The following is a 26,323-nucleotide window of genomic DNA, read 5'->3' on the forward strand; positions in this document are numbered from 1 at the left end:
AGAGTACTCTAAACAGGTTTAATTCATAACTTACACTAATATTTATTAATGTAGCTAATGTATCCTTTGATTCTTCTAGCTTAAAGACTTACAGTGAATAAATAAAGTAAAGACAGTGAACAGTTTAAATACGTAACATGAAAATTAAGCAAGTCGATCCTAGTAAACCAAAAGTGGCTTTATTACTTACCGGTGGTGGTGCCCGAGCGGCTTACCAAGTGGGCGTGTTAAAAGCATTAGCGCAAAGTATGCCCAGAACTGCCCCACTGCCCTTTAGAGTGATAAATGGAACCTCTGCTGGCGCAATTAATTCTGCGGCGTTAGCGTGTTACGCTTCATGTATGCATTTAGCCGTTAGAAAGCTAGAAACAGTATGGAAAAACTTTTCCACCTCTATGGTATACAAAAGTGACTTTCTGAGTGTATTTGGCCATATTACTCGTAATATTTTAACTAGTTTTCAGTCTGAGCATATAAACCATCCACCAGCGAGTTTGTTAAATAATCGGCCACTTAGAAAACTATTAAACGATATTCTTGATTTACATCGAATTGAACGTAACTTACATCGTGACTATTTAGAGGCGCTGTCGATTACAGCATCTAGTTATACTACTGGTGATTCTGTTGCTTTTTTTCAGTCAAATACACAGCATTCTTGGCAACGAGCAAAGCGCGAGGGTCGCGCTACGCGTATCAATGTTGAGCATTTAATGGCCTCTAGTGCTATTCCTATGGTGTTCCCTAGTGTAAATATTTATAACCACTATTTTGGTGATGGTTCAATACATCAACTTTCACCTTTAAGCCCGTCTATTCACTTAGGGGCAAACAAAATATTTATTATTGGTGTTGAGCAACCCAAGGAACCTCATCCTCCAGGTTACTCTGCGCATTTTCCAGGGCTTTCTGCGGTAGCAGGTCACTTACTCGACAGTGTATTTACCGACACCATGCAGTCTGATTTAGAACGCTTAGATAGAGTAAACCGTACACTGGGGTTATTACCAAATAAGCAAAAGCATCAAGAGTTAAAACAAATAGACAGCTTTATCATTAACCCCTCGCAAAACTTTAATGCAATTGCAGCGCAATACTATGACGATATGCCTTGGGCAATTAAAGTGTTACTGCGTATGATAGGTGTAAAAAAACGCTCTCAGTCGAGTTTAACCAGTTATTTATTATTTGAAAAACGCTACACCCAGCACTTAATTCAAATTGGATACGAAGATGGTATGAAGCAACTGCCCGAGATGAGAAAGTTTTTAGAGCTAGACTAAGAAGCCACTCTTACTCAATGCCATCAAGTAAGTAATGCTCAACATGCTCTACTCGCCTAGGTTTACCTTGCAATACTAAAATATCATTTGCGTATAATATGGTATGCTCCTGTGGCATCTCTATCTCCTCGCCTTCACGTCGAAGCGCCTTAATTAGCACCTTTCTTTTAGCTAAATTAAGCTCACTAATAGCCTTGTTTACCGCAAATGCTTTATCCGGCAAGGCAATGACATGTAAGTACTCTAAGCGTTCGGGCAAATTGGTATCGCTTTCGATGTTTTCGCCTGCAAAAAAGCTTTGCAATAGCTTATAGCGGTTACGCCTCTCACTACTAACGCGACGGACTATTCGGCTCATTGGTACACCCGACATAGACAACACATGTGAGACCAGCATTAAGCTTGCCTCTAATGCCTCAGGAACAACCTCAGTGACGCCTAAATCTTTTAAACGCTCTAGTTGACTGTCATCACGGGTTCTTATGAGTATTTTTACCCTAGGAGCAACCTGCTTTATGGCATCAATCACTATTTGAGTTTGTTGAAATTCCGTAAAGGTAATAATCACTAAGCGTGCTCGCTCTACCCCTGCACACTTTAAAATATCTTTTTGCTCAACGTGACCAAACAATAACGGTTCACCCGCCGCTTTTCCTTCTTGCACTAGTATGGGATCGCTTTCAATGGCCACATAATCAATAGCCTCTGGCGATAAAAAGCGGGCAATAGTTTGCCCTACCCGAGAAAATCCACATATAACGACATGATTATTATAAAGCGTACTGCTTTGTGGCTCGTCTTCATAGGCAAACTTAGCGCGCTCTAACATACCCAGTCGCTTTAAAATAAAGGGAGTTTTATCGATTAAATACGGGGTGAGTGCCATAGAAATTACGCCCATGGCAATTAAAAATGAGACTTGCTCCACACTCAGTAAGTCATGCTGTGCTGCGAGTGCGATTAACACAAAACCAAACTCTCCCATTTGCCATAACATAATAGCGCAGGCTAATGCATCCTGTTTTCGCTCTCCCATAAGTAAAGACGACACGGTTACTACGGCGATTTTTAAAATTAGAATTCCTAGTAAGGCAACAACAATAATCCCTGCATGATTAACAACAAAACTTATGTCTAATTGCATACCTACGGTGACAAAAAATAGCCCCATTAAAATATCACGAAAAGGGCGAATATCCGCTTCTAGCTGATGACGATAATGGCTTTCACCAAGCATCATACCCGCTAAAAATGCCCCTAATGCCATTGATAAGCCAAATGAATAAGTAAGTAAACCCGCAAACAAAGCAACTAATAGAGTTGTTAACACAAATAGTTCATCACTTTTTGCTAATGCCACTTCATTAAATACTCTAGGTAAAACCCATTTTCCAATAGCCCATAACAAAAGGCATACAAACGCCCCTTTAGAAAGTGCGAATAACAAAGCCCAACCAATACCATTTGAGTCATTGCTGGCAAGCAAAGGCAAAATAATCAGTAATGGCACAACGGCAATATCTTGAAATAATAAAACGCCAATTGCCAATTGCCCTCGGCGTTTATTTAAATCGCCGCTCTCTTTTAATAATTTAGCAACTACCGCAGTAGAGGAAAGCATAATAATAATGCCCATGGTAAAACTGGTTAATAAGTTAAAATTTAATAAGTACAGAATCACAATCAGCAGAATACTACTAACAAATACTTGCAACGACCCTAAACCAAATACAATGTTACGCATTGCCATTAGGCGCGATACTGAAAACTCCAAACCTAAGCTAAATAGCAAAAATACAATACCTAGCTCTGCAATAAAGTCTATTTCATGGCTTTGTGTCATCCAGCCGACACCATGACCACCCGCGAATAAACCCACAGCCAAGTATGCCAACACAGGGGGAAGCCCTATGCGCTTAAATAGCCATACAAATAAAACCGCAGCGACTAAAAGTCCAAAAATCTGAGCATTAATACTTTGCAACGCAAACCTTAAAACAATCTATGGAGTGTGACTTAACTATAGCAACCGCATAACTTTCAGCCAGAATAAAAATATGGCACGCAATCTGCTTATTTATAAAAAGTAATACTATAGGGGGAATAAATAGTGGAAAACGTTCATATTTTGACACAACGTATCTCTGGACGCGGTGAATTTTTGCCGTTCTCAGCGGAGCAATACAATAGCAATACACCAACAGCACTACATGAGCTGGCGGCCAAACTGCAAACTAGCCTAGTGCTGGAAGATATTTTAGGTACATTTGCAAGCTTTGCAAAACAACTGCTTAATTTTTCTGGGGTGCACTTTCAATCAGCTCATATTGATGTAAAAACACCTAATAGTGATGTTGAAAACCCAGCCTACTCATTTGATCTAAAAGTGGAAAATGAGCATTTAGGCACACTCACTTATTACACCAAATATCCGCTTAGTGCGGCTATTGAAAAAAAGCTGCAGCACTTTCACAGCGTATTAATATATCCACTGCGAAATGCCATAATGTACAGCCGTGTATTAAAGCTAGCAACTAAAGACTCTTTAACGGGGTTAAACAACCGTAGTCAATTTAATGACATGTTACAACAAAAGCTTGAAAATCATAGACGTAACGGCCATCCATTTAGTTTAATGCTGCTTGATTTAGATAACTTTAAACAAGTGAATGACAACTATGGTCATAAAATTGGCGATGACGTTTTAATAGAATTTGCTTCAGTTTTATCTAGCAGTATTCGAGGCACAGATTCGGTATTTCGTTTTGGCGGCGATGAGTTTTCAATACTAATTGAGGATCCCGCTTTCACCACTAATAAAGTGATTGCTGAACGTATTATGCGTTTAGTAAGAAACTCACCGATTATGTCTAAGTACAATGTAACAACCAGTATTGGTTTTACCCTAACTAACAGTGATGATTGCCAAAATGAGATATTTTCTCGTGCGGATAAGGGCTTATATAAAGCAAAGGCATCTGGGCGAAATTGCGCAAAAGCTTACTAAGCAATAAAAGAATAAAATATTAGAAAAGCCCAGCCTCCCCCGCTGGGCTTTTTTACGCTACTTTTTTAATATAAAGTATTTGTAAATTAGCAACATGACGCAAAAGCCAAAAAAGAAGCCACTGAGTAAATTAAGTAGTGCGGCAATTGTTGCAAGCGGTGTAAAAAGCACCAACAGTAAAGGCGTACTCACTCCTAAAATGAAAAACACGCCCCCTTTACCCAACCAGTAGGCAAGTAAAATGGCGGCACATACCATGCCACCCAATACAGCGTAGCCGAGGGTAGTAATACTAAGGGTTAAAAATACATTCGCTAAAACCGCAATCAATAGCGTAATTAATATGCCAATGGGTGCCTTATTGATAAGCGACAGCCCAACATGAGCTTGTTGACTCATAATTTATACTCCCAAATTACACCATGTTCATCTTTATGGTTATCACTAACAAAATAACCAACCACTTGCACTAGCTCATCGTTGTAAAAAATTAATGGAATATCAGCACGTAGCCAAGGCGCTACTTTTGCATCTTTAAACCAATGTTTAAGCGTATTACTACCTGGTTTTTTGAGTGGTTTAATACGCGCACTATTGCAGTTAAAGCGCACACTAACTTGTTCATCCGTTTTAGGGGCGCGTATACCCACTCCCTGCAGGCATTGTAGTATTTGTCCGTCATTCAGCACTAGTTCGCGACTTGTTACGCGTTCAATATTAACGGCTAATGGCTTTGGTTGCACAAAATAAAGTAAACCTTGATGGCGACATATTTGCCCATCACTTAGCTCAATTTTTATTTGTGCATCAGCTTGTGCATGAATGGCTTGGCTCATTATTTGTGTTAATTGCTTTTGTGAGGGCATAGTGTGGCTAAATAATGCCAGCCACGCGCGTAATACATTAGCAATGCGAATAGCGCTGTAATGAGCCATATTTTGTATATTAAGCGCCTGATGTTGATTAATGCACTGAGCGAGATCTTGCTGGGTATACTCATCCAGTAGTGCTTGCTGCTGCTGTAATAATTCAATACTTCGTGCTGTACACTGCTCAAAACCAGTAAAACGCTCTGCCAACTTAGGCACTATTTGTTGGCGCAAAAAATTACGATCAAAGTGCTCATTGGCGTTGGATTCATCGGTAATATGGCTAATATTAAATTGCTGGGCAAACGCTTCTATCTCGCTGCGTTTTACCGCCAATAATGGCCTATAGCACTCACGGCCACTTTTAAGTATGCGAGTTTGCTGCATAGCGCCGAGCCCTTTTAAGCCTGAGCCCCGCTTTAAACGAAGTAAAAATGTCTCTACTTGGTCGTTTAAATGCTGGCCTAACAAAATGACACTATCACTTGGGCTGTATTCGTCAAGCGCTTGATAACGAGCTTCGCGAGCCTGCGCTTCAATACTGGTGCGCGATTGCTGCTTAATTATGACGTGTGCCGCTTTAAAATAAATTGAAAGTTGCTCACAACGTGCTTGGCAAAATTGCTGCCAGTGATGGGCGTTATCACTTAAGCCATGATTTACATAAATTGCACTTAAATTTAATTGTGGCCACTGCTCTTTTAACCCATGCATTATCTGCAACAACACCACCGAATCTACGCCACCAGATAAGGCCACAGTAAATGTGAATTGCCCGTTTTCTATATAATGATTAAGGGCTTTTTGTACCTGCAGATAAATTTGTGATGTGTGCATTATTATAACCAATGAGTGAATTGCTAATAACCCGAATAAAAAAGGCTCTACGTTACGGTATATTAAAACAAAAAAAGCCGCATAGGCGGCTTTTTTCTATATTTAGCTACATTTAGCTATGTTTAGCTATGTTTAGCTATGTTTAGCAATAACCAAACGACATTAAACGCTTGTAACGTTGATCAAGCATCTCTTCAAGCGATAACGCTTGTAAGTCTGCTAAATCGCGCTTAAGGCGAACTTTTAAATTACGTGCCATGGCATCATAATTACGGTGTGCGCCGCCTAGCGGCTCATCAACTAGGTTGTTGATTAAATCTAGCTCTTTAACACGCTCGGCTGTTACACCCATTGCTTCTGCTGCAAGTGGCGCTTTATCAGCACTTTTCCATAAAATAGAGGCACAACCTTCTGGTGAAATAACTGAGTAAGTGCTGTATTGCAGCATGTTTACTCTGTCGCCTACACCAATCGCTAATGCACCACCTGAACCACCTTCACCAATAACAGTACAAATTGTAGGTACTTTTAGTGCGGCCATTACTTTTAGGTTACGTGCAATTGCTTCTGACTGACCACGTTCTTCTGCGCCAACACCTGGGTATGCACCTGGGGTGTCGATAAAGGTCATGATTGGCATTTTAAAACGCTCAGCCATTTCCATTAAGCGCAATGCTTTACGGTAACCTTCTGGTTTTGGCATGCCAAAATTACGTTTAATTTTTTCAGCAGTACCACGGCCTTTTTGCTGACCGATCACCATAACAGGTTCACCATCTAAACGAGCAACGCCGCCTAAAATTGCAGGGTCGTTAGCAAAAGTACGATCACCCGCAAACTCGTCAAATTCCGTAAAAATACGCTCGATATAATCTCGAGTATAAGGACGCAGCGGATGACGTGCTAGCTGTGATACTTGCCAAGCACCAAGTTCAGAGAAAATTTTCTCCTTCATTTGTGCGCTCTTTTCTTTAAGTTTGCTGACTTCCTCTTCTAATCCAAGGTCTAATTCGCCAGCGCGGCTTACATTTTGTAATTCTTCAATTTTTGCTTCTAATTCTGCGATTGGAAGCTCAAAATCAAGATAATTGAGGCTCATGCTCTAAACTACCTAATTAGTTAAATTCTAGTTCTACATTTTGCGCTGCCATCAGCGATAACTTATGGATTAAGTCGTCACTTGGCGTAACACACCATTCGATCCCTAGGGTTAATTGCACCAACGCATCGGGGCGTTGATAATATACCTTGATCGGACACGTTCCCATTTTGTATGGTTCGAGTACTTTTTGTAATTTATCGAAGAAACCAGCCTCGATCTGCACCATATTCAGCGTCATCTTAATCGCTTTTATACGCTTTTCACGCGCCTGAGCAATGGTGTTTATTTCTCTGGCGGTCATTGTAATACCACCAGAGAAGTTATCAAAGCTGACCTGTCCGGATATCACCAAAATATTATTGATTTGCAACATATCTTGGTACATTTCAAACTGTTCTGGAAACAAGCGTACATCAATTCGGGCGCTTTTGTCATCTAAAGTTATCAAGCCCCAGCGATTTCCTTTTTTATTAATTAAGGTTCTCGCGGCAATCACCAAGCCCGCCCCAGTTGAGACTACATCACGGTTAGTGGGCTGCAAATCAATGAGTCGGCCACTAGTATAATGGCCAAGCTCTCGTCGATACTGGTTTATAGGATGGCCAGTTAAATAAAGGCCTAAGGTATCTTTTTCGCCATCAAGCCACTGATTATCTGTAAGTGGTGTGGCTTTAATAAACGCTTGCTCTACTTCATCAGGCTCTGTGGCCAGTAAACCAAACAAATCACTTTGCCCTAACAGCTCAGCTTTGTTGTGTTGATCGGCTGCGCGCATTGCATCTTTTAAACTTGCCAGCAGCGTTGCTCGCCCTGGTTGGTTTTTTTCTGGTCCTAGCTGATCCAATGCACCTGCATAAATTAATTTTTCGGTGACACGTTTATTCAAGCGTTTTAAATCAACACGCGCACAAAAATCAAATAAATCCTTAAATGGGCCACCTTTCGCTCGCGCTTCCAATATGGCATCAACGGGGGCTTCACCCACGCCTTTAATTGCTCCTATACCGTAAACAACTTCACCTTGAAGATTAACAGTAAACTTGTATTCACCAGCGTTTACATCGGGCGGTAACAAAGTGAGTTTCATGTTTTCACACTCATCCACCAGCGTTACTATTTTGTCGGTGTTATCCATATCGGCCGACATTACCGCAGCCATAAACTCGGCCGGATAATGGGTTTTCATCCACAGCGTTTGATACGATACCAATGCATAAGCTGCTGAGTGAGATTTGTTAAAACCATAACCCGCGAACTTTTCAACCAAGTCGAATATTTTTATCGCAAGCTCGCCATCAATGCCATTATTACGCGCGCCCTCTTCAAAGGTTGAGCGCTGTTTTGCCATTTCTTCGGGCTTTTTCTTACCCATGGCACGACGTAACATATCGGCGCCGCCTAGTGTATAACCGGCCAGCACCTGCGCTATTTGCATAACTTGTTCTTGATACAAAATAATGCCGTAAGTCGGCTCAAGAATCGGCTTTAAACTTTCGTGTTGATATTGCGCATCGGGGTATGAGATTTCTTCTCTGCCGAGCTTTCGGTCGATGAAGTTATCTACCATGCCTGATTGCAGTGGACCTGGACGGAACAAAGCAACTAGGGCTATCATATCTTCGAAGCAATCGGGCTTTAATCGGCGTACTAGGTCTTTCATGCCGCGTGATTCTAGCTGGAATACTGCGGTGGTTTCAGCGCGCAGCAGTAGTTCAATACTTTTTTTATCATTCAGTGGAATGGTGTTGATATCAACCGGCTGCTTGCCTTCACGCTTTAAGCGTTCATTGGTCATATCCACTGCCCACTGCAAGATGGTCAGTGTACGTAAGCCTAAAAAGTCAAACTTAACCAAACCGGCGGTTTCTACATCGTTTTTATCAAACTGAGTAACCGGAAACTTGCCTTCATCATCACAATAAAGCGCAGCAAAATCGGTAATTGTGGTCGGCGATATTACAACGCCCCCAGCGTGTTTACCGGCATTACGGGTACAACCCTCGAGAATACGACACATGTCGATTAAGTCTTTAACTTCTTCATCGCCGTCGTAGGCTTCTTGCAAACGAGGTTCAACTTCAAACGCTTTGGCCAAGGTCATTCCCGGATCGCCCGGAATAAGCTTAGAAATACGATCAACAAATCCATACGGATGACCAAGTACCCGACCTACATCGCGTATAACCGCTTTAGCTGCCATAGTACCAAAGGTAATAATTTGCGATACCGCATCACGGCCATATAAAGCCGATACATGATCAATTACTTCATCACGTCTATCCATACAAAAATCGACGTCAAAGTCGGGCATAGAAACACGTTCTGGATTCAAGAAGCGCTCGAAGAGTAAATCGAACTCTAGTGGATCAAGGTCGGTAATTTTAAGCGCATAAGCTACTAAGGAGCCCGCACCTGAACCACGTCCTGGACCTACTGGAATATTGTTATCTTTACTCCACTGAATAAACTCCATTACGATCAAGAAGTAACCAGGGAATCCCATTTGGTTAATTACATCGAGCTCTATCTTTAAACGCTCATCGTATTCGCCGCGTTTTTCTTTGCGTTCTTGCTCATCAGGGAATAAAAACTGCAGTCGTTCTTCAAGTCCATCTTGTGAGACTTTAACCAAAAACTCATCAATTTTTAATGAGCCTGTGGGGTAATCTGGTAGGAAATACTCACCTAATTGAACGGTTACATTACAGCGCTTTGCGATTTCTACGGTATTTTGTAACGCCTCTGGAATATCACTAAATAGCTCTGCCATTTGTTCTGGCGTTTTTAGGTATTGCTCTTGTGAAAAACGCTTTGGTCGGCGTTTATCATCTAGGGTATAACCATCAAAAATAGCCACCCGAATTTCATGGGCTTCAAAGTTTTCTGGCTTTAAAAATACCACTTCATTGGTAGCCACCACTGGCAGTTGCTCTGTGGTTGCAAGCTCCACTGCCATATGCAAATAATTTTCTTCTTGAGCACGGTTGGTGCGAATAAGCTCAATATAATAATGATCGCTAAAGTGCTGTTTATAAAAGCTTACCACCGACTCAACAATAGCGGGGTTGCCTTTTATTAATGCTTTTCCTAAATCGCCATCTTTAGCACCCGAGAGTATGATGAGCCCCTCTTTTAAATCAACTAACCATTCACGGTCAATCACTGGGCGATGAAACACATGACCACGTTGATAAGCTTTAGAAATCAATAAAGTAATATTTTTATAGCCAGTGTTATCTTTAGCTAATAACGTTATTCGGCTTGGTTCATCAGGAAACTCAGGGCTACGTACCCAAAAATCAGCACCAACAAGTGGCTTGATACCTGCGTTATGCGCTGCGCCATAAAAACGCACTAAACCACAAAAGTTCATTTGATCGGTAATTGCCAGCGCTGGCATTTCAAGCTCTTGTGCTTTAGCGACTATTGGTTTGGTTTTTGCCAAACCATCAACCATAGAAAAGTCTGAGTGCACTCTTAAGTGAACAAAATCAGGAGCTGACATAATTACTCCTTACCCGAAAGAGCAAGCACACGCTGCACCGGTTTAAAGCTCTTACGATGCTCATCTATAGCGCCGTATTGCTCAAGCGCTGCAAAGTGTGCTTTGGTCGGATACCCCTTATGCCCTGCAAACCCATATTGTGGATAGCGCGCATCAAGTTCAATCATTTCATCATCACGAGCCACTTTTGCTAAAATAGATGCGGCTGATATTTCAGCGACTAAGCTATCACCTTTAACCACCGCTTGGGCGGGCATAGCTAATTTAGGCAGGCGGTTACCATCTACAAACACAAATTCAGGCACGGTGCTAAGTGCTTCCACTGCGCGGCTCATAGCAAGCATAGTGGCTTGTAATATATTTAGCTCATCTATTTCACTGGGGCTACAACGGCCAATGGCGTAACACAGTGCTTTTTCTTTTATTTCAGTGGCTAATAATTGACGTTTTTTATCCGTTAATTTTTTAGAATCGGCCAAGCCTGCGATTGGCTTAGCGGGGTTTAAAATAACAGCGGCAGTAACCACGTCGCCCACCAGCGGTCCACGACCCACTTCATCTACACCGGCAATTAGGGTTACATTAGGTCGTTCAATTTGCATTTATTAACTCCGCCACTGCATTTGCAGCTTGTTTACTTGCATCTAATCTAATTTTTTCATGTATGGCTAAAAAGCGGGCTTTTAATTCTTTATTGTCACTATTTAGCATAGGGGTAAGTGCTGCTGTTAAATTAGCGACATTACATTCGCTTTGCAAAAACTCTGGCACTAACTCTTCGTCTGCTAATAAATTAGGTAATGAAAAATATTTAATATTAAAGGTAAATAAGGTTTTAAAAATCCAATAACTCATGGGTTTAATTTTATAACCAACCACCATTGGTTTTTTATATAACATGCCCTCAAGCGTTGCCGTACCTGATGCCAGTAATATGGCATCAGCGGCTTGCATGGCTAAATTTGATTGGCCGTCTAGTAAGTTAACATTAAGTGAGGGCGCTGTGGCATTTAAAATAGCAATAAACTGCGCTTTACGCTTTTCATTCACCAGTGGCACAACGACTTTAAGCGCTGGGTTCTGCGTTTGTAACTGCGCCGCTGTTTTTATGTAGGTTTCACTTAACAAGCCCACTTCTGAGCCCCGGCTCCCGGGTAATAACGCTAACACCTTGTCATCAGCACTTAAGCCTAGTTGGCTACGGGCTTGGCTATCGTCGTGTTCAAGTGCAATGTCGTCGGCTAATGTGTGGCCTACAAAAGTACAAGGTACTTGGTGCTTGTCGTAAAATTCTTTCTCAAAAGGTAATAAAGCCAATACTAAGTTAGTGGCTGCACTTATAGTGTGAATGCGTTTTTCACGCCACGCCCACACTGAAGGGCTAACGTATTGCACAGTTTTAATACCCGCATCTTTTAACGGTTTTTCTACACGTAAATTAAAATCGGGCGCATCAATGCCTATAAAGACATCAGGAGGATTATCAATAAAGTGCTGCACAAGTTGTTTGCGAATTTTTAGTAAACGCGGTAATCGCCCTAGGACTTCAACCAACCCCATAACCGACAGTTCATCCATATCAAACAGCGTTTTGCAGCCTTGTGCTTGCATTTTAGGACCTGCAATACCTTCAAAGATTGCATCAGGAAAATGCGCTTTAAGCGCTTTTATGAGCCCTTCACCTAAAATATCGCCCGACAGTTCACCTGCCACAATACCAATTCGTAGTTGTTTTTTATCTTTTTTCATTTGCTATTTTTTCACAAGTAAACCCGGCGTTCATACCGATTAGTTTACCGTGTTTTAAGGCCAGGTTAAACGCTTAAAACGCACCACTTTTTTCTAGCTTACTCTTAATTGATGATTGCGTATTTTATAGACTGATGTAATGTCATAGTATATTAAAGTTTTCTAATATACATATTGACAAAAATTGTACAAACGCCAATAATGATGCAAACTTTCAGAAATTACTGAAAGTTTATTAAAAAACATTAACAATTGCTTTGTGCTGTCACTGCATCACAACCAAAGGAGCCAAAAATGATAGATGAAACCTTCGTGGATCTATCGCGATTACAGTTTGCTGTCACCGCTCTATTTCATTTTTTATTTGTGCCGTTAACAATCGGTATGACCTGGATTTTAGTTATTATGGAATCGGTTTATGTTATGACCGGTCGCGAGATTTATCGTGATATGACTAAGTTTTGGGGCAAGTTATTTGGTATTAACTTTGCTATTGGTGTGGCTACCGGCCTCACCATGGAATTTGAGTTTGGTACTAACTGGTCGTATTACTCTCATTATGTGGGTGATGTATTTGGTGCACCACTAGCTATTGAAGGCTTAATGGCCTTCTTTTTAGAGTCAACCTTTGTGGGGATGTTCTTTTTAGGTTGGGACAGGCTCTCTAAACGCCAGCATTTAGGGGTAACATTTTTAATGGCGCTGGGCACAAATATGTCTGCGCTATGGATTTTAGTTGCTAATGCGTGGATGCAAAACCCAGTCGGGGCAGAGTTTAACTATCAAACCATGCGTATGGAAATGACTAGTTTTGCAGAGCTAGTATTTAACCCTGTAGCGCAAGTTAAGTTTATTCATACTGTGTCTGCAGGTTATGTTGCGGCGTCTATGTTTGTGCTTGGGATTAGTAGCTGGTACATATTAAAAGGACGTGATTTGGCATTTGCTAAACGTTCGTTCTCGGTGGCATCAGGCTTTGGTTTAGCCTCTATTTTATGTGTTATTTTACTCGGTGATGAATCTGGCTACGAAGTCGGTGAAGTACAAAAAGTAAAACTCGCGACCATTGAAGCTGAATGGCATACCGAAGAAGCCCCCGCAGCTTTTACCATGCTTGGTATTCCTGACTCTGAAGAGCAAGTAACTCATGCTGCGGTTAAAATTCCTTACGCATTAGGTATTATTGCAACGCGCTCACTTGATGAACAAGTGATTGGTATTTCAGATCTTGAGAAAAAACACGAGAAGCGTATTCGCAATGGCATGATTGCTTATGAATACCTAGAAAAACTTCGCGCAGGTGACGATGCCCCTGCAAATATCGAAAGGTTTGATAACGTGAAAGATGATTTAGGCTATGGCCTATTACTGAAACGTTATACCCCTAACGTGGTAGATGCCAGTGAGGCACAAATACAACAAGCCGTTAAAGACTCCTTCCCTAAAGTGGGTCCTATGTTTTGGTCATTTAGGATTATGGTTGGCTGTGGTGTAATTATGCTTGGCGTGTTTATTCTCTCTTTTTATTACAACGCACATCGTATTATTGAACAAAAACGTTGGTTGTTGTGGGCGGCGGTATTGAGCATTCCTCTGCCTTGGATTGCTATTGAATTTGGTTGGATTGTGGCTGAATATGGCCGCCAGCCATGGGCTATTTCTGAAGTATTACCGACCTTTTTAGCAACGTCATCGCTGACGGTAAATGATATTTTAATTAGCTTGACCGGTTTTATTGTTTTCTATACTGGATTGGCGATTGTTGAAGCATGGTTAATGATTAAATTTATTAAGCAAGGCCCAAGCTCCCTTCATACCGGTAAGTACCATTTTGAATTACCTGATCACAGCACGGCTGCTAAAGGAGAACTATCATGATTTTTGATTATGAAACATTAAAAATGCTCTGGTGGTTAATTATTGGTGTGCTGTTAATTGGTTTTGCCATTACCGATGGTATGGACATGGGCGTTGCTATGTTACTGCGCTTTGTGGGCAAAACAGACAGTGAACGGCGTACCGTTATTAATACCATTGGTGCCCACTGGGATGGTAACCAAGTATGGTTTATTACTGCAGGCGGTGCCTTGTTTGCAGCGTGGCCTATGGTTTATGCGGCAGCGTTTTCTGGTTTTTACTTTGCCATGATGCTGGTGTTATTTGCATTATTTTTTAGGCCTCTTGGCTTTGATTATCGCTCTAAAGTTGACTCTAAACGCTGGCGTAATAACTGGGACTGGGGCTTATTCGCCGGCAGTGCCATACCTGCCCTAGTATTTGGTGTCGCGTTTGGTAACTTGTTTTTAGGCGTGCCGTTTCATATCGATAATTTATTAAGAGTCAGTTATCAAGGGTCGTTTTTTGCTTTACTTAATCCGTTTGCGCTCATTGCCGGCTTGGTTAGTATTACTATGTTAGTGGCACATGCGGGCATGTGGTTACAACTGCGAACCGCTGATCAAGTTGCTGAGCGCTCAGGACAATATGGTCGCTACTCATTACTTGCCTTTATAGTGTTATTTGCGGCAGCTGGTGTGTGGGTTGCCAACCTAACGGGCTATCAAATTGCCTCTATGGGTGACACCCAAGGCCATGCAGATCCACTGGCTAAAGTAGTTACCACTGCTCAAGGCGCATGGCTTAATAACTACAGTGAGCGTCCATGGACAATGACCTTCCCTATTTTGGCATTTGCGATGGCACTGTGTGCACTCCTGTTTTCTAAATTGAATAAGCCCGCTTTGGGATTATTAGCAACCAGTGTGATGTTAATTGGGGTGATTATGACTGCGGGCGTATCGTTATTTCCGTTTATTATGCCTTCAAGCAATAACCCTGATATTAGCTTAACAATTTGGGATGCGGTATCGAGCCACAGAACACTCAATGTTATGTTTATTGCTGTGGTTATATTTGTGCCACTCATTTTAGCCTACACCACCTGGTGTTATGTGAAAATGTGGCGCAGAGTGACCGTTGATGAAATTGAAAATAACCCTCACGGCAGTTATTAAGGAGACTAAATTATGTGGTATTTCGCGTGGATTTTAGGTGTACTGCTTGCTTGTACCTTAGGCGTTATAAACGTGATGTGGTATGAATTTCATCAAAATAAAAACAGCATTGCTGATGATGAACAAGCCACCCATGATTTATTAAACGAGCATAATACAAATCACAATGACGACTAATCCCCGACCAAATCGCGCGCAGCAACAACCCCTGCGCGCTTTTTTAAAACAGCAGAGTAAACCGGCGGCAATGTGGTTAAAGCTAAGCATTGCACTTGGCACAGTTAATGCGATTTTAATGATTGCAGGAGCTTACTTACTCGCGCAAACCATTCATGAGGTGATGTTTGAAGGGCATAGTTTAGCCCAAGTAACCCAGTATTTATGGCCTTTAGCGGGTATTATTTTACTGCGCGCCATTTTCTTAGCGTTAAGTGAGCGCTTGAGCGCATTTGCTACCCTTAAAATTAAATCGGCTATTCGCCAAACCTTACTCGATAAACTCACACAACTCGGCCCAAGTTATATAGAGCAACATGGCCAAGGTGCAACACTTAACACGCTGCACAATGGCGTAGAAGCACTGCATGACTACTATGCAAAGTACTTACCTGGGGTTGCCTACAGTGCGCTTATTCCTATTGCAATATTAGTGGTTATATTTCCGACCGATTACAAAGCAGGATTAATATTTTTATTAACTGCACCACTTATTCCATTTTTTATGATTTTAGTTGGCCACAAAGCCGAGGCACTTAATCAAAAACGTTGGCAACAACTGGCAGTGTTAGGTAACTACTTTTTTGATCGCGTACAAGGGCTTACTCAACTAAAATTATTTAATGCCACACGCAAAGAGCTTAAACAAATCGCGCGTATTTCCGATGACTTTAGACACGCAACGCTGAACGTGTTAAAAATTGCTTTTTTATCCTCTTTTGCTCTGGAATTTTTAGCCACAATTAGTGTGGCACTGGTAGCGGTAATTATTGGCTTTAGATTATTTTTTGGCACCCTAGATTTTGCTACTGGCTTTGTAGTGCTGTTACTAGCACCTGAATTTTATTTACCCCTTCGCCAATTAGGCAGCCATTACCATGCACGCCTGCAGGGAATTAGTGCTGCTGCAGATATGTTGATTATTTTAAATGCACCACTGCCCGAAAATGATGATAGCCACACAGCAAAGATCAATGTTAATGCTAGTAGAGCTATAAGCATCCATGAGCTCAACTTTAGTTACCCTAATAGCAATGAGGGAATAAATAATATTAATTTAACCCTGCCAAGCACAGGACTAGTAGCCATTGTCGGAGCTAGCGGCTCAGGTAAGAGCACCCTACTTGATTGCATGCTTGGTTTTCACCCAGAAGTAATACAACACATATCCATTGGACAACAACCATTGACGACAGCGGATATAAGCCAATTACAACAAAACATTGCATGGATCCCACAAAAGCCAACCTTATTTTACGACACCCTAGCCGCCAACATAAAATTAGGTAACCCAGACGCTTCATATGAAGCACTTGTACATGCTGCAGAGCAAGCAGGTGCGCTGGAATTTATTAACGAGCTACCCGATGGCTTTAACTCCTTAATAGGTGAGCAAGGTGAAGGACTATCTGGCGGGCAAAAACAGCGTATAGCATTAGCTCGTGCATTTTTAAAACACGCCCCTATTCTAATGCTCGATGAGCCAACCGCTCATTTAGATAGTCAAACCGAGCAACTCATTCAAAACGCAATTGCTGAGTATGCAAAAAACCACTTGGTGATCACCATCGCACATCGCTTAAATACAGTAAAAAATGCTAAGCAACTTATCGTTATGGAAAACGGCTGCATCGTTCAACACGGCGATTTTAAAGCGCTCAGCCAGCAACCTGGCGAATTTGCAAAGCTGCTAAAAACAGCACAACAAGGGGTAACTAATGGCTAATTTTATTCGTTTGCTCAAATTGTGCCGCCCTCATTATAAAGCGATGCTTTTAGGGACGTTTCTAGCGTCACTCACGGTGCTAGCTAATGTAGGCTTACTCGCTATTTCAGGCTGGTTTTTAGCTTCTATGGCAGCCGCAGGAATTGCCGGCGTCCATATGAACTACTTTACCCCAGCTGGCACCATCCGCTTTTTAGCGATTGTGCGCACCGCCTCACGTTACGCTGAACGCTTAGTTACTCACAACGCCACATTTTTATTGTTAAGTGAAATACGAGTAAACATGTTCGCCACTCTCAGCAAGCTCAATAACCTTGATTTAGCTATGAGCCGCAGTGCCGATTTAGTTAATCGCTTACAAAACGATGTAGACGCATTAGATAAGTTTTATTTAAATGTGTTGCTGCCGATGTTAGTAGCTTTGCTGACTGTGCCTATTATTATGCTGTTTATGTCAGCCTACAATGTAAATGTCGCTCTTATTTGTTTTGTTGGGATTATTATTATTGGGGTGATTATACCGGCAATATTGAGTAAGCAATTAGATAAAAATAGTCACCAAGAAACCTTGCTTAGTGCACAACTTAGAGCAGAGCTATCAGACACCCTTACGGGTCTTAGAGAGCTAAATATTTATCAAGCTCGAAACCAACAACTCACTAAATGTGATCAGTTAAGTGAACAGTATAATCAGCAATTATTTATTCGTCATAAGACTCTTGGCAACGCTGATGGCTTAAGCTTACTCATAGTGCAATTGGCTATGCTTGCCAGCATTATTACTATTGTGCCGCTAGTGTTTAGCGGTGCTATGGTCAATGTAGAGCTGGCGATGTTGAGCCTGTTTGTGCTTGCCAGTTTTGAAAGCGTATTGTTACTGCCTAACGCCTTTATTGAGCTTCCTAATGTACTAAAAGCAGCTGAGCGACTCTTTATTCTTGAAGACAAAACGCTTAGCACAAATAATGTATCAACCACAGATATTGAGCTATTAAATAAGCACTGGGCATTATCATTAAATAATGTCAGCTATCACTATGGCCAAAAGCAAGCATTAAATAATGTGAGTTTTGAGCTCCCCGCGAAGCATAAAGTGGCCATTGTTGGTAGAAGCGGCAGTGGTAAAACGACCTTAGTGAATTTGCTCAGTAGTTTATGGCCACTGCAGCAAGGAACAATAAACTTACAAAGCGACAAAGAAATCATAAGCCTGCATGATTTAAATAATGAGAGTCGTGCAAAGACATTAAATATTTTAGCCCAGCAGCATCATATTTTTGATGGTACATTAAGCGATAATCTTGCCTATGCGGCACCTGATGCAACACCGCAACAAATGACAGCGGCATTAACACAGGCAGAACTTGGTGGTTGGTTCTCTGAGCTCAAACAAGGGCTGAAAACCCGTTTAGGTACCGGCGGGCGAAATGTATCTCAAGGTCAATCAAGACGTATAGCCTTGGCACAGGCCCTGCTACAAAAACCCGCCATTTTAGTACTCGATGAACCGACTGAAGGGCTCGATAATATTTCTAAACAAGCTGTTATGAATAGTGTTTTACAGCTAAAAGAGCATGCCAGTGTATTAACAATTACTCATGATCCAGCATTGTTATCGCAAATGGATAGTGTTATCTGGTTAGATAGTGGACAAATCATCGTTCAAGGTTCACATCAACAATTGCTCAATGAACACCCTGACTATGTGGCGTTAACAACCCGCTTTTAGCCCTTAGCAGTATTACTTATTCTCAATAACGGTGACCGATACATCAATAACGCCGGCGCTAGAGTCGGCTATTTTTTCAAACATAGCTTTTGATAGATCTATAATTCGCCCCTGAATATAAGGACCCCTGTCATTAATTCTCACCACCACTGACTTATTATTAGCAATATTAGTAACTTTTACCCGTGTACCAAACGGGAGTTTTAAGTGAGCAGCTGTTGCTGCTTGTTGGCTAAATCGCTCGCCACTGGCAGTAGTTCGGCCGTGGTACTTATCAGCATAAAATGATGCTTTACCTTGCTCTGCAACATCACGTTGTTGATTATTTATATTACTTGGCAAAGCACTACATGCATTTAAAATAACCAATAGCATTGAAAGCAATACTAACTTTATCAGTTTCATTCTTTATACTTTATAGGGAAATGTGTAGGAAGTGTAATAGGACGATACTGAGTAGAGACTGAATTATTAATCAGCTAATAAAAAACCACCTTGATTACTCAAAGGTGGTTTTTTAATTTGTTAAAAATGCTATTTTTTAACGCACAATACCGCGTTCAGAACTTTTAACGAAATCAATCATCAATTGCACTGCTGGAAACTTTGCAGCATCTTCAGCAAGTAATTCAATCGCTTCATCAACACCTAAGCTCTTGCGGTAAAACGCTTTATAAGCGCGGCGTACTGCCATGATTTCATCACTTTCAAAACCACGGCGTTTCATGCCTTCAGTATTGATTGCTGCAGGGCCTGCTGGCATACCAATGGTGGTAACAAATGGAGGTACGTCTTTGTTTACCCCCGAATACATACCAACAAATGCATGCGCACCAATTTTACAAAATTGATGCACACCGGAGTTACCCGCTAAAATCACCCAATCACCAACATGAACGTGACCCGCTACACTGGCATTATTTGCAAAAATAACGTTATCGCCAACAACAGCATCATGCGCAACATGAGTGTAAGCCATAAATAGATTATTGCTGCCTATTTTAGTGACGCCCTCATCTTGGATTGTGCCGCGGTGAATAGTCGCACACTCGCGAATAACATTATTGTCGCCAATAATTAAGCTGGTTGGCTCGTTGTTATATTTTTTGTCTTGACAGGCTTCGCCTACAGAAGCAAACTGAAAAATATGGTTACCAGAGCCAATGGTAGCAGGCCCTTTAACAACAACATGAGACTCAATTATACAGTCATCACCAATAACAACATCATTACCGATGTAACTGTATGGTCCAACTGACACATTGTTACCAAGTTTTGCACCCGGTTCGATTATTGCCGTAGCATGGATCACAATTAAAACTCTCTTCTAGCACACATGATTTCGGCGCTACACACTGTTTTGCCGTCAACTTTAGCTTCAGCCGCAAATTTCCATATGTTACGACGCTCTTTTAAAAACTTAACATGAAGATGCATGGTATCACCTGGTACAACCGGCTGCTTAAAACGGGCATTGTCTACGGCTGCAAATAGGTAAAGTTCGTTTTCGCTGCGATTTTCAACCGTTTTAAACCCTAATAGACCCGTTGCTTGCGCCATTGACTCTAATATTAGCACACCAGGAAAAATCGGCTGATTTGGGAAATGGCCAGTGAAAATAGGTTCATTAATCGATACATTTTTAATTGCATGCAACGATTCACCTGGGGTGAAATCGATTACACGATCAATTAGTAGCATCGGGTAACGGTGCGGTAATAAACTTAAAATTTCTTGAATATCAAGGCTATTTAATTCGTTTGCCAAAATAGCATCCTTATTAGTGTTCAACGATCATGACTTGTTCAATGCTTCAAGCGCTTTTAGACGTGATTTCATGTCTGAAAGGTTGCGCAAATGAGCAATTGATTTTCGCCACTCTTTGTTAGTCGTATGAGGCATACCAGATGAGTAAATACCTGGTTCGGTGATTGATTTGGTCACCATACTCATGCCGGTAATTATAACACCATCACACACAGACATGTGACCGTTAATCGCGCTCATGCCGCCAATCTGGCAATTTTTACCTATGGTGACACTGCCTGCAAGTACAGTACAACCGGCGATAGCGGTGCCTGAGTTAACTTCAACGTTGTGTGCTATTTGGCACTGATTATCAATAATAACGTTACTGTGGATAATGGTATCATCGAGCGCACCACGATCTACCGTGGTACTTGCGCCAATTTCTACCTTATCGCCAATGATCACAGATCCTAATTGTGGAATTTTAAGCCACTGACCGCGTTCATTTGCATAACCAAAGCCATCACTACCAATAACTGTGTTTGCTTGCAATAGACAGTCTGCGCCAATCTCAACATCATGATAAATGCTCACACTTGGCCAAAGTTTGGTGCCTGAACCTATTTTAGCACGTTCACCAATAAAACTGTTCGGACCAATTTGTACGTTATCACCAATTACAGCATCAGCTTCAATTACAACATTAGCACCAATGGCTGCATTTTTGCTCACTTGTGCACTGGCATGTATTACCGCACTCGGGTGTATACCACTATTTGCACTACGTGGTGTAGTATCCATAAACTGAGCGAGTTTGGCATAACAAACATAAGGATTGGCAACAATGATTTTATTGCCTGAAAAATAAGGCGCATCGTCAGGGCTAAGTATTACTGCACTGGCTTTTGTTGTCTCAAGCTGAGAGCGATATTTCTTGTTCGCTAAAAATGCAATATGCCCAGAATGGGCATTTGCAAGTGTCGCTATTTTTTTAATTTCTAAAGCGCCATCACCTTGAAGCTCGGCGCTTAGAAGTTCCGCAATTTGCGAAAGCGTATAATTTTGCATAGATTAATTATTTCTTACTTACAGCTGTAACTACTTTTTCAGAAAGATCAGTTACTTCTTTAGGGTTGAAGTAAATAGTTGTGTCTTTTACTTTAACTTCATCGAAGTCGCCTTTTTTAGCAATCTCTTGGATAGTTTCAATGATTAAAGTCTGAACTTTAGCCAACTCCTGATTTTGACGTGCTTTAATTTCTTGCTCTAATGGGCGACCCTTTTCAGCAAGGTTTTTTTGCATACCCTGAATTTTATCACGTAATGCGTCTTTTTGTTCTTGACTCATTGTGGTGCTTTCACGCTTAAACTTTTCTGCTTCAAAGCGAATATCACCTTGTAACTTTTCAAGCTCTTGACGACGCTCAGCAAATTCCGTTTGTAGAGACTGTTCGATTTTAGCCATTTGTGGAAGCTGCTTGTAAATTTCTTGCATATCTACAATACCTACTTTATGAGCAAAAGCATTAACTGATGTACCCATCATAAGTGTAGCTAAAACGGCAACGGCTGTTGATTTGAATAATTTTTTCACAAAAAACTCCTTTAGAAAGTGTTACTAATATTAAAACTGATGGTCTTGGTATCGTCATCTTCTTCTTTTTGCAACGGATACGCAAAGCTGATCAGCATAGGACCCATAGGTGAGATCCATTGTAAAGATAAACCGGTTGCAACCCTAAAGCGCATTGGGTCTGAATAGTCATCTAATTTTGCACGCTCATCAATACCCAAATTTTGATAACGATCAACGTTAAACTCGGTATCCCAAACGTTGGCAGCATCAACAAAGAAACTGGTACGTACTGAACTGGTATTTTCTTCGTCTAAGAACGGTGTAGGAACAATAAGCTCCATACCTGCAACGGCCTTCGCATTACCACCTATACGACCTTGTGGGAAAAGCACGTCAAATTCTGGAGCGCCACCAATATTGCCTGTGGTTGTGCCATCACCTGATGGCGTACCAGGTATAGGTAGTGGCTCTCTTGATACCGCACGCGGTAAAATAGTATTTCTGTCAAAGCCACGTAGTTCCATTTCTGTAATACGGAAGTATTCTTGGAACGGTAACGTCTGATCATACCCGTTGGTAGAACCATAGCCATTACCATAACCTAATGCCGCACGGGTCGAAAATACCCAGCGATGATCGTTTGAGATAGGCCAGTAAAAACGTGAATCATAATTTAACTTAAAGTATTTTAAATCTGAGTTCGGCGTTGTGGCTGTCAGGTTTAATGTTTGTCTTGAGCCTGCTGTTGGGAATAAACCACGGTTAACCGTTACACGCGACCAACCCACACTTAACTCATACTTGGTAAACTCAAAGCCCGCATCTGGGTTCTCTGGGTCTAGGAAAGTTTCACGTAGTACACGTGTTTGCTCATATTCTGCAATATCAGATAGCTCTTCTTCTATCCAACGAGCTCCAAAGTTAATACGGTTTATAGCATCAATTGGAAAACCAATGTTGGTTCCAAGGCCATAACTTTTTGACTTATAGTCAATCAAGCTAAACTGGCTAGCATCGTAGTTACTATAAAAAATACTACTACCTTGCGATACACCATCTGGCGTAAAGTAAGGGTCTGTGTATGACACACTCACGCGTTCAGAGCCACGTGAGGTATTAATGTTAAAACCAATTTGATTACCCGTACCTAAAAAGTTAGATTCGGTTACACCAATATTAAATTGCAGACCTAAGTATGAACCATAAGCAAGACCGGCGTTAAAACTACCCGCAGATTGCTCTTTAACAGTAAAGTCAACGTCAACTTGATCATCAACACCCGGAACAGGCACTACATTAAAGTCAACCGATTCCATATAAGGTAAGCGTTGAATTTGCAATTTAGAACGCTCTAAGTTTTGGTTAGATAACCATGCCCCTTCAAGCTGTGTCATTTCACGACGCAGTACTTCATCAGCTGTATTTTGGTTACCACCTACAATGATTCGACGTACATAAACACGTTTACCAGGGTCAACCGATAAAGTCAGTTGTACCTCTTGGTTTTCGTCATCAATTTCTGGAATGGTGCGTACTTCAGCGTTAGCATATCCAAAACGAGCTAAGTAACTTTTTATAAACTCTTCTGAAGAAGTTACCACTGAGCCGTTATAAAGCTCTCCGGTGCGAAGCGGGATAACACTTTTGATTAGTTCTTCTCGGCCGAGTAAATCACCGATAAAATCAAAGCCTTTTACCTTGTACTTTACGCCTTCGGTAATATTTGCCGTTACATAAACCGATTCACGCTCAGGACTGACTGACACTTGAGTCGAATCAATATTGAAGCGTAAATAGCCACGGTCTAAATAAAAGCTACGAATTTTTTCTAAATCGCCTTCGATGGTTTGTTTTTGATAGCGATCGCTACCCATAAACTGCCACCAAGGTAAATCTTGTTGCGACTCAGCAAGCTGTAATAACTCTTCGTTTGAAAAAAGTTCATTACCAACTAAGTTAATTTGACGAATAGAGGCAGCATCGCCCTCATCAAACTCGAGTCTCAGTTTAACCCGATTACGTGGCAGCTTAGTGATGCTAATGTCCACTTTTGCATTGTATTTACCAATACTGTGAAAAAACTCAACTAAACCTTTTTCAATATTATCGATAACCGTTTTGTCCAGCGGCTCGCCTTGACGAATATCTTGTTGATCAAGGGACTGGTTTAACTGCTCATCTTTAATGTCTTTATTGCCTTCAAATTCAATAAAGCTAATTGTTGGACGTTCAGTTACTTTAAAAATTACGTTATTGCCATCACGCAACGCTTTTATATTGTCAAAGTGACCAGAGCGATAAAGTGACTTAATTGTTTTTGAAATTGTGTATTCATCAACATTGTCGCCCACGTTAATAGGAATATGCGTTAATGCGGCACCAAGTGCAACACGTTGCAATCCTTCAACTTTTAAATCTTCAACAATAAAGGAGTTTTGGCCTAGGGCTGCAAAACTTGCACCCAATAAACTTGAAACTACCAAATGTTTTTTTATAGCCATTTTATTATCTTTATCCTTTACAACTGTATTACCGCTTAGCATCGAAAACTAAATAGTTACGAGCTTTACAATCGTGTTCTAATTTGTCGTTACCACGCTTAAACAACTACAAGCGCGATACATCATTGAACAAAGCGAAACATGTTAGAAAAATGAGTAGCAAGGCTCCCACTTTAAAACCAAACTCTTGTGTCTTTTCAGAGACCGGCTTTTTACGAAAAAGTTCAATTATGTAATACATTAAGTGCCCACCATCAAGCACCGGCAGAGGAAGTAAATTAAATACTCCCAAATTAACGCTGATCAAAGCTAAAAAGCTTAAAAATGCGACTAATCCGTAACTAACACTTGTGCCGGCACCGACTGCAATGCCGACAGGCCCACTTAAATTTTTCACTGACACTTGACCAGTAATTAAGTTACCTATCATGTCAAAACTCAGCGTAATTAAACGCCATGTCTCTTTTGTGCCCAGCACAATACTATCTAGGGGCCCATAATGTCTAGTCTCAACAAAATCATCAGGCCACTGCTCTACAACTGGAGCAACACCTAAAAAGCCTTGTTCAACACCATTACTAACAACTCGGCTCTTTGGGGTAACTAATATGGTTTTTATACTATCTTGTCTTTTTACACTAAATTGTAAGGATTTGTTAGCCGATTGAGTAATAAGATTAACTAATTGCTGCCAACTGCTCATTGTTTCACCGTTTACAGCCAAAATAACGTCATTAACCTGTAAATTTGCCTGTTCAGCAGCAGAGTCTTTGGTAATTGCAGCGATGGTGAGTGTTGCTTGAGGGCGAAACGGCACAATCCCCAACGAACTTAATGGCGGTACGTCTTGCTGATCAAGCTTCCAGCCATCGAGGTTAAGAGTCTGCGTTGTTTGTTGATAATTTTCGTTACGTAAAGTAACAGCAACGCTTTTATCACCCAAGTGCGACATCAAAGAGAAAGTCGCATCTTGCCAATTGCTAATATCGTCATCACCAATTTTAATTATTTGCTGAGTAGGCAAAATGCCCGCTTGTTCTGCTCTGCTGCCTTCAACAACATTGCCTACAACCGGTTTTATGGTTTGCACACCCACCATATACATGACCGCTAAAGAAAAAATAGCGAATAAAAAGTTCGCCATGGGCCCTGCTGCTACAATAGCTATTCGCGCTTGAACAGATTTAGCATTAAACGATAAATGACGTTGATTGGCAGGTACTTCATCAACACGCTCGTCTAACATTTTTACGTAACCACCTAGTGGTATTGCCGCAATCACATACTCAGTATTGTATTTATCGTGCCATTTTAATAGGGGTTTACCAAAACCAATTGAAAAGCGCAGTACCTTAACGCCAGCCTTGCGTGCTACCCAAAAATGACCATATTCGTGAACGGTCACTAAAATACCGAGCGCAAGTATAAACGAGCCTAAATTCCAAAAAAAATCGAACATT

General features: G+C 41.2%; 21 protein-coding genes. 7 read left to right on the forward strand and 14 right to left on the reverse strand.

Annotated elements, in window-relative coordinates; all coding sequences use genetic code 11:
- The first annotated feature begins 137 nt into the window (after positions 1 to 137).
- Positions 138 to 1,283 carry a patatin-like phospholipase family protein gene (locus AC0VZ5_RS10705; RefSeq protein WP_138605021.1) on the forward strand — a complete coding sequence of 382 codons (1,146 nt, stop codon included), beginning with the start codon at positions 138 to 140 and terminating at the stop codon, positions 1,281 to 1,283.
- Positions 1,284 to 1,293: 10 nt separating this feature from the next.
- Here the strand turns inward: AC0VZ5_RS10705 and AC0VZ5_RS10710 are convergent, their stop codons facing one another.
- A complete protein-coding gene (locus AC0VZ5_RS10710) occupies positions 1,294 to 3,267 on the reverse strand; it encodes a monovalent cation:proton antiporter family protein (protein WP_138605022.1) in 1,974 nt (657 codons plus the stop codon).
- A gap of 126 nt (positions 3,268 to 3,393) precedes the next feature.
- Between AC0VZ5_RS10710 and AC0VZ5_RS10715 the strand changes: the two genes are divergently transcribed.
- On the forward strand, positions 3,394 to 4,290 hold the full coding sequence (locus tag AC0VZ5_RS10715) for a GGDEF domain-containing protein (RefSeq protein WP_413402630.1): 897 nt from the start codon (positions 3,394 to 3,396) through the stop codon (positions 4,288 to 4,290).
- Positions 4,291 to 4,347: 57 nt separating this feature from the next.
- Here AC0VZ5_RS10715 and AC0VZ5_RS10720 read toward each other — a convergent pair whose 3' ends face one another.
- The 6 genes from AC0VZ5_RS10720 to lpxB all read right to left on the reverse strand — a co-directional run bounded on the left by AC0VZ5_RS10720 (position 4,348) and on the right by lpxB (position 12,352).
- Entirely contained in the window at positions 4,348 to 4,689 is a 342-nt protein-coding gene (locus AC0VZ5_RS10720) for a hypothetical protein (RefSeq protein WP_138605024.1), read from the reverse strand.
- On the reverse strand, positions 4,686 to 5,996 hold the full coding sequence (gene tilS / locus AC0VZ5_RS10725; protein WP_475472782.1) for a tRNA lysidine(34) synthetase TilS: 1,311 nt from the start codon (positions 5,994 to 5,996) through the stop codon (positions 4,686 to 4,688). The genes AC0VZ5_RS10720 and tilS overlap by 4 nt, the downstream gene beginning before the upstream one ends.
- 142 nt (positions 5,997 to 6,138) lie before the next feature.
- Entirely contained in the window at positions 6,139 to 7,095 is a 957-nt protein-coding gene (accA, locus tag AC0VZ5_RS10730; RefSeq protein WP_008110950.1) for an acetyl-CoA carboxylase carboxyl transferase subunit alpha, read from the reverse strand.
- A gap of 16 nt (positions 7,096 to 7,111) precedes the next feature.
- On the reverse strand, positions 7,112 to 10,603 hold the full coding sequence (dnaE, locus tag AC0VZ5_RS10735) for a DNA polymerase III subunit alpha (RefSeq protein WP_475472784.1): 3,492 nt from the start codon (positions 10,601 to 10,603) through the stop codon (positions 7,112 to 7,114).
- Between the two features lie 2 nt (positions 10,604 to 10,605).
- Positions 10,606 to 11,205 (reverse strand): ribonuclease HII, encoded by a 600-nt coding sequence (gene rnhB, locus AC0VZ5_RS10740; RefSeq protein ID WP_178956342.1) that lies wholly within the window; start codon positions 11,203 to 11,205, stop codon positions 10,606 to 10,608.
- Complete coding sequence (gene lpxB, locus AC0VZ5_RS10745; RefSeq protein WP_290170177.1) at positions 11,195 to 12,352, reverse strand: lipid-A-disaccharide synthase; 1,158 nt, start codon at positions 12,350 to 12,352, stop codon at positions 11,195 to 11,197. Before lpxB ends, rnhB begins: the two co-directional genes overlap by 11 nt.
- Before the next feature lie 294 nt (positions 12,353 to 12,646).
- On the opposite strand from lpxB, the gene AC0VZ5_RS10750 reads away from it, so the two are divergent.
- From AC0VZ5_RS10750 to cydC, 5 genes are read left to right on the forward strand one after another with little or no spacing between them, the layout of a single operon-like run.
- Positions 12,647 to 14,230, forward strand: a complete 1,584-nt coding sequence (locus AC0VZ5_RS10750; protein WP_475472787.1) for a cytochrome ubiquinol oxidase subunit I — start codon at positions 12,647 to 12,649, stop codon at positions 14,228 to 14,230.
- Positions 14,227 to 15,366, forward strand: a complete 1,140-nt coding sequence (gene cydB, locus AC0VZ5_RS10755; protein WP_475472788.1) for a cytochrome d ubiquinol oxidase subunit II — start codon at positions 14,227 to 14,229, stop codon at positions 15,364 to 15,366. The genes AC0VZ5_RS10750 and cydB overlap by 4 nt, the downstream gene beginning before the upstream one ends.
- Before the next feature lie 12 nt (positions 15,367 to 15,378).
- Positions 15,379 to 15,543, forward strand: a complete 165-nt coding sequence (gene cydX / locus AC0VZ5_RS10760; protein ID WP_008110965.1) for a cytochrome bd-I oxidase subunit CydX — start codon at positions 15,379 to 15,381, stop codon at positions 15,541 to 15,543.
- The gene (cydD, locus tag AC0VZ5_RS10765) at positions 15,533 to 17,308 is read left to right on the forward strand and encodes a thiol reductant ABC exporter subunit CydD (protein ID WP_475472790.1); all 1,776 of its coding nucleotides are present in this window, start codon (positions 15,533 to 15,535) and stop codon (positions 17,306 to 17,308) included. Before cydX ends, cydD begins: the two co-directional genes overlap by 11 nt.
- Complete coding sequence (gene cydC / locus AC0VZ5_RS10770; protein WP_475472792.1) at positions 17,301 to 19,037, forward strand: thiol reductant ABC exporter subunit CydC; 1,737 nt, start codon at positions 17,301 to 17,303, stop codon at positions 19,035 to 19,037. Before cydD ends, cydC begins: the two co-directional genes overlap by 8 nt.
- A gap of 12 nt (positions 19,038 to 19,049) precedes the next feature.
- On the opposite strand, the gene AC0VZ5_RS10775 is transcribed toward cydC, so the two are convergent.
- From AC0VZ5_RS10775 to rseP, 7 genes are all read right to left on the reverse strand, one after another.
- The gene (locus AC0VZ5_RS10775) at positions 19,050 to 19,442 is read right to left on the reverse strand and encodes a septal ring lytic transglycosylase RlpA family protein (protein WP_138605031.1); all 393 of its coding nucleotides are present in this window, start codon (positions 19,440 to 19,442) and stop codon (positions 19,050 to 19,052) included.
- A 136-nt stretch (positions 19,443 to 19,578) separates the two neighbouring features.
- On the reverse strand, positions 19,579 to 20,349 hold the full coding sequence (lpxA, locus tag AC0VZ5_RS10780) for an acyl-ACP--UDP-N-acetylglucosamine O-acyltransferase (protein ID WP_178956348.1): 771 nt from the start codon (positions 20,347 to 20,349) through the stop codon (positions 19,579 to 19,581).
- 2 nt (positions 20,350 to 20,351) lie between these two features.
- Positions 20,352 to 20,804 carry a 3-hydroxyacyl-ACP dehydratase FabZ gene (fabZ, locus tag AC0VZ5_RS10785; protein ID WP_008110974.1) on the reverse strand — a complete coding sequence of 151 codons (453 nt, stop codon included), beginning with the start codon at positions 20,802 to 20,804 and terminating at the stop codon, positions 20,352 to 20,354.
- 27 nt (positions 20,805 to 20,831) lie between these two features.
- Positions 20,832 to 21,854, reverse strand: a complete 1,023-nt coding sequence (gene lpxD, locus AC0VZ5_RS10790; protein WP_475472795.1) for a UDP-3-O-(3-hydroxymyristoyl)glucosamine N-acyltransferase — start codon at positions 21,852 to 21,854, stop codon at positions 20,832 to 20,834.
- A 7-nt stretch (positions 21,855 to 21,861) separates the two neighbouring features.
- On the reverse strand, positions 21,862 to 22,380 hold the full coding sequence (locus AC0VZ5_RS10795) for an OmpH/Skp family outer membrane protein (protein ID WP_138605034.1): 519 nt from the start codon (positions 22,378 to 22,380) through the stop codon (positions 21,862 to 21,864).
- 11 nt (positions 22,381 to 22,391) lie between these two features.
- The gene (gene bamA, locus AC0VZ5_RS10800; RefSeq protein WP_138605035.1) at positions 22,392 to 24,863 is read right to left on the reverse strand and encodes an outer membrane protein assembly factor BamA; all 2,472 of its coding nucleotides are present in this window, start codon (positions 24,861 to 24,863) and stop codon (positions 22,392 to 22,394) included.
- Between the two features lie 106 nt (positions 24,864 to 24,969).
- Positions 24,970 to 26,322 (reverse strand): sigma E protease regulator RseP, encoded by a 1,353-nt coding sequence (gene rseP / locus AC0VZ5_RS10805; RefSeq protein ID WP_464707666.1) that lies wholly within the window; start codon positions 26,320 to 26,322, stop codon positions 24,970 to 24,972.
- Between the last annotated feature and the right edge of the window lies 1 nt (position 26,323).

Source organism: Pseudoalteromonas sp. QJM3NY_12 (assembly GCF_056173165.1).